The sequence below is a fragment of the Nguyenibacter vanlangensis genome (assembly GCF_013376155.1).
Classification (GTDB): Bacteria; Pseudomonadota; Alphaproteobacteria; order Acetobacterales; family Acetobacteraceae; genus Gluconacetobacter; species Gluconacetobacter vanlangensis.
The window spans coordinates 1-4,894 of sequence record NZ_JABXXP010000194.1 but is presented as its reverse complement, the minus strand read 5'-3'; the positions used below and the strand labels follow the sequence as shown (position 1 = coordinate 4,894).

5 protein-coding genes are annotated in these 4,894 nt (G+C 59.1%); 3 read left to right on the top strand and 2 right to left on the bottom strand.

Going from position 1 to position 4,894, the window contains the following annotated elements:
• Together HUK84_RS10425 and HUK84_RS10420 are read left to right on the top strand one after the other, a co-directional pair.
• Positions 1–745, top strand: a 745-nt coding sequence (locus HUK84_RS10425; protein ID WP_176640234.1) for an AGE family epimerase/isomerase, incomplete at its 5' end; no start/stop codon positions are given.
• Entirely contained in the window at positions 742–2,277 is a 1,536-nt protein-coding gene (locus HUK84_RS10420; RefSeq protein ID WP_374729313.1) for a replicative DNA helicase, read from the top strand. The genes HUK84_RS10425 and HUK84_RS10420, both read left to right, overlap by 4 nt.
• Positions 2,278–2,709: 432 nt before the next feature.
• Here HUK84_RS10420 and HUK84_RS22850 read toward each other — a convergent pair whose 3' ends face one another.
• Together HUK84_RS22850 and HUK84_RS10415 are read right to left on the bottom strand one after the other, a co-directional pair.
• Positions 2,710–3,138, bottom strand: a complete 429-nt coding sequence (locus HUK84_RS22850) for a hypothetical protein (protein WP_218064313.1) — start codon at positions 3,136–3,138, stop codon at positions 2,710–2,712.
• 308 nt (positions 3,139–3,446) lie between these two features.
• The gene (locus tag HUK84_RS10415) at positions 3,447–4,466 is read right to left on the bottom strand and encodes a DGQHR domain-containing protein (RefSeq protein WP_176640233.1); all 1,020 of its coding nucleotides are present in this window, start codon (positions 4,464–4,466) and stop codon (positions 3,447–3,449) included.
• A gap of 184 nt (positions 4,467–4,650) precedes the next feature.
• Between HUK84_RS10415 and tnpB the strand changes: the two genes are divergently transcribed.
• Positions 4,651–4,894, top strand: a 244-nt coding sequence (gene tnpB, locus HUK84_RS10410; protein ID WP_218064312.1) for an IS66 family insertion sequence element accessory protein TnpB, incomplete at its 3' end; no start/stop codon positions are given.

The following is a 4,894-nucleotide window of genomic DNA, read 5'->3' as shown; positions in this document are numbered from 1 at the left end:
CACCATGGCCCACGCCAATGGCGGCTTCGCCAACACCTGGCCGCCCGCCTCCGGCCCCCGGCAGCAGAACCCGCACATGCACCTGCTCGAAGCCGCGCTGGCCCTGTTCGACACCACGGGCGACGAAGCAGACGCCGCCCTCGCGCATGACCTGGTCGATCTGTTCCGCACCCGCCTGTTCGACCCGGCCACCGGCACGCTGGGCGAATTCTTCACCGGTTCCTGGCAGCCCGTCGCGGGCCCCCAGGGCGCGCTGGTCGAACCCGGCCACCAATATGAATGGGTCTGGCTGCTGCACGAATATGCCCGCCTGACCGGCCGGCCCACGGGCGCGCACGCCCAGTCCCTGTTCGCCTTCGGCCGCCGCCACGGCGTCGATCCGCGCACCGCTTTGGGGCGCGACGTCCTGACCCGCCAGGGCGACATCGTGCGGGGCGGCGCGCGCCTCTGGGCCCAGACCGAGGGGCTGCGCGCCGAAATCGCCATGCACGGCCTCCCGCAGGACCCCCCCCACGCCGACAATGCCGACAATACGGTCCAGATCGCGCGGATCGTCGACAATCTGCTCGGCCGCTATTTCACCGACTGCCCCCCCGGCACCTGGAACGACCAGCTCGATCCGGCCTGCCGCCCGGCCGGCGACAAGATCCCGGCCAGCTCCTTCTATCACATCGTCGCCGGCTATGCCGAACTGGACCGCCTGGCCGGCGGGTCGGCCGGCGAATCGGCCATGAGGATCGCGTGAACACGATCACCCCCCCTCCCGAAGACGCCCGCAATCCTGACCCCCGCCCCGCGGACGATGGCCCGCTGCTGGGCCTGACCCGGCGCGCGCCCCCCGCCAACATGCAGGCCGAACAGGCGCTGCTGGGCGCGCTGCTGACCAACAACCGCGCCTATGACCGTGTGTCGGACTTCCTGGTCGGCGAGCATTTCGCCGACCCGGTCAACGGCCGCATCTACGACTCCATCGCCCGGCGGATCGAAGCCGGGCAACTGGCCGACCCGGTCACCCTGCGCGCCGAATTCGAACATTCCGGCGTGCTGGATTCGGTGGGCGGCACCGCCTACCTGGCCCGGCTGCTCACCGCCATGGTCGGCATCATCAATGCCGGCGATTACGGCCGGGCGATCCACGATGCCTGGGTCCGCCGCCAGTTGATCGATATCGGCGAAACCGTGGTCAACAACGCCTTCGGCGCCCGCCCGGACCTCGATGGCGTCGACCAGATCGCTGCGGGGGAAGAGGCCCTGTTCCGCCTCGCCACCGACAAGGGACAGGAAGGCGGCTTCACCAGCTTCGACCGCGCCCTGGCCGGCGCGCTGGACGTGGCCGAAAAAGCCTTCCACCGCACCGGCGACGTGGTCGGCCTCACCACCGGCCTGCGCGACATGGACAAGAAGACCGGCGGCCTGCACCCCTCCGACCTGCTGATCCTCGCCGGCCGCCCGGCCATGGGCAAGACCGCGCTCGCCACCAAGATCGCCTTCAGCGCCGCCCGCGCCCTGCTGCGTGAGGCGCAGGAGGCCCCGCCGGGTACCCAGGCCAAGGGCTCGGTCGCGATCTTCTCGCTGGAAATGTCGGCCGAACAGCTCGCCACCCGTATCCTGTCCGAACAGGCCAGCGTCTCGGGCGAGCGCATCCGCCGGGGCGAAATCGGGCAGAAGGAATTCGACCGCTTCGTCCAGGTCACGCGCGAACTGGCGCAACTGCCCCTGCATATCGACGACACCCCGGCCATCTCGCTCTCGGCCATGCGCACCCGCTGCCGCCGCCTGGCCCGCACCAAGGGGCTCAGCCTGGTGGTGGTCGATTATCTCCAGCTCATGCGCCCCTCGGTCGGCACCCGCCCCGAAAGCCGCGTGCTGGAAATCTCCATGATCACCCAGGGGCTCAAGGCGATCGCCAAGGAACTGAACGTCCCGGTGATCGCCCTGTCCCAGCTCTCCCGCCAGGTCGAAAGCCGCGAGGACAAACGCCCCATGCTGTCCGACCTGCGCGAATCCGGCTCGATCGAACAGGACGCCGACGCGGTGATGTTCGTCTACCGCGACCAGTATTACCTCCAGCAGCGCCAGCCCAAGGAAACCGCCTACGACTCGACCGAAAAATACCAGACCGCGCTCGAAGACTGGCAGCGCAAGATGGACCTCGCCCACAACCGCGCCGAACTGATCCTGGAAAAACAACGCCACGGCCCCACCGGCACCGTGCACCTGTTCTTCGAAGGCGAATTCACCCGCTTCGGCGACCTCGACCTGGTGCACGATACCTGAAGCGGGCAGGGGAGCCTTCTTCTTTTTCTGAAGAAAAAGAAGCAAAAAGACTTTTATTCGTTTGGCGTCGATCGCGCGAGTCGGGTCTGGCGGAAGCAGCCAGGGTTCCGGCTGCGTAGCAGTCGGAGTGCTGCTGGAGGGATCGGGTATCGCCTATATCCGGATTGGCTGGGTTACCAGCCGAGCCAAAGCCAGGGCTGTGGCTATGATGGACGCGTTGGCGTCGCTTTCGACCAGACCTCGTGCGTTCTAAAGCCATATCCGTGAACCAGTGTGAGTGGATAGGCTCTAATGCGCTGTTCCCAACTGGGCGGAGCGCTTCCGGGAACTGAAATAAAAATCTACCTTTCCTCCGGATATGAGGCGGAAGATTGGAATCACTTTAATTGCCTTAGGTAGGCCTCCGGTTTCTTGAAGGGTAATTGAGCAGCTTCAGATGATAGGACAGCGATCAGGTATTTTCCAGAGAGAACGCGCGTGTTTAATGCGTTCTGAATCAAACTGATAGCCTAAGCCAGATATACTTGAGTCTACTTCGAAAATCAGCTTCGTTGGATATGCTATGGCCAAGTGATCATGAAGATAAGTGTAAATGAAAGCGGTATCGTCGCGATAGACTCTAAATCTCTGCTTAAGATCTAGTTGATCATAGACCAAGCGTGGATGCAAGTTTGGGTCGGTAAAAGCATGCGTGTAATTCACGTTCTCGCGATATTCTCGCAAAAAAGCATATGCCTCCTGAGAGTCTTGCGACGTAAACCAGTCGTGTTTAAGAGTAGTCTGCCGAACTGAATGCCAATTCCAATGGTGACTCGATGTGCCGCCTTTGTAAAATTTTCCAGTTGAGGTGTCGAGAAGCATCTCGCCACCTCCATTAAATGGTATAATGGAGCGTATCAGCATCATCGTTTTTATAGAATAGAATGCCGAATAATATAAACGTATTATGGACCATGAAGACGACCCTTGTTGTATGCCTGAAATTGCTTCGATGTATGAGATGATTGCCGCGTACGCTGTGTCTATTATTGCTACTGGTATCTGTTGGGTTATTGACTGCAATTCCTGCGATGAAATGCTGAATTTATTATATGGGGTTCCCTTAGGCTTTCTAAAAAAAGCCTTCTTCACGAGTCTTGCCGCGTCTGACATGATGGAAACGTCTGTGATTAGATTTTGAAACCGTGGAGGGCCGTTGCGGGCCGGAAGGCGCTGATAAGCCGATCGCGGACTGCGTTCGCTGCTTCGGTACCGCCGAGGCCTTTCACGTCAATTTGGAGAATCCTAGCCGTCTCTTCAGCGTCAAGCGCTTCCTTGATCGTGTCGATTTCGAACGAAGAACGCCCCTTGCAATAATCGAACATATGGCTACGAAAAAATTCGATCGCTCCGATAAAGCCCGATGCATAAATGAAGGCATTGCCCCGATCGTTCCAAGAATACCCATAAAGCGCTCGAAGCGCAGAAAAGTAGTTTGAAAAAATCCCCTTTTGCATTTCGAGTTCGGTAATTCCTACCTGCTCCAGTATACCTTTGCTACCCACCATCGGCTTTATGGCGCTCACAGCTGTTGATAGGGCAACGCCCCCTCTTTGCCGCTCTTGGTTAGGAAGCTTTATCCAGCCGTGATAAGGCTGACCTTCAGAACCAATGTAAGCTACAATGTCTCCGGCGCGCAATGCTGTTGGGTCCATTAGATCGGACGCGATGACACCATATAGATCAAATACCAAGCTCTTGGGCGCTGGACGCTGCTCAGTATTAATCGAAATGAAGATTCTAGCGCTGTTCGGCGTGTCGAGGCCCTCGTAGATTGCGACGGGTATCTCATATGCGGCTGCAAGCGGGTTCTCCGCAATCGCATCCTTCAGTCCCGCAACTCGATGTTGACCATCTAAGATCTGCGCCAACTTCTCTTCATCTGGGATCTTAACTGAGCTTCCGTCGGAAACAAGAGGTCCTTTGTTCCAATTCAAAACGATCGAAGCTGGGAAGTCCCCGATCTTCAAAGCGAAGTCCTTTACACCTGCGATGCGGGCGCCGTTCAGAACACGTTGTACAGCGCCTTCTTCGATATCCTTTCGACGAATTGCGGCGTATGCAATCTTCGTCAGCAATCCCGCTGGCAGTGAGGTGAGCTTAAAGGAATGTTCCTTCTGCTTAACGGTGATGAACGGAAAATCTGGCATAGGTCCCCGATGTGCTTTAGCGATCGTCTAAGTCGAGCGTCGCGTTTCGTATAGATTGTTGGATAATTGCATAGAACTGTAGTTTCACCCTCTCTCGCACAGAAATGTTCGTTCTGCCATAGGGCGCGGGCAATTTCTCGTTTCAGGTTCCAACCAATCCAACGGGTTATGGATCTCCGGGCTCTTGGCGCTGCGGTTGCAGCAGACGCTGGGCCGCAATCCGCATGAGGGTGATCTCTACGTGTTCCGGGGCCGGGGCGGCGACCTGATCAAAGTCCTCTGGCACGATGGGCTGGACATGTCGCTCTACGCCAAGAGGCTGGAACGCGGCCGGTTCATCTGGCCGTCTCCGACGGATGGCGTGGTGGCTCTTTCTGCCGCCCAACTCGGCTACCTGCTGGAAGGGATCGACTGGCGGCACCCGCAAC

Coding starts and splice junctions, on each gene's coding strand:
- HUK84_RS22850 (WP_218064313.1), bottom strand. CDS start 3,138: ATGCTTCTCGACACCTCAACTGGAAAATTTTACAAAGGCGGCACATCG.
- HUK84_RS10415 (WP_176640233.1), bottom strand. CDS start 4,466: ATGCCAGATTTTCCGTTCATCACCGTTAAGCAGAAGGAACATTCCTTT.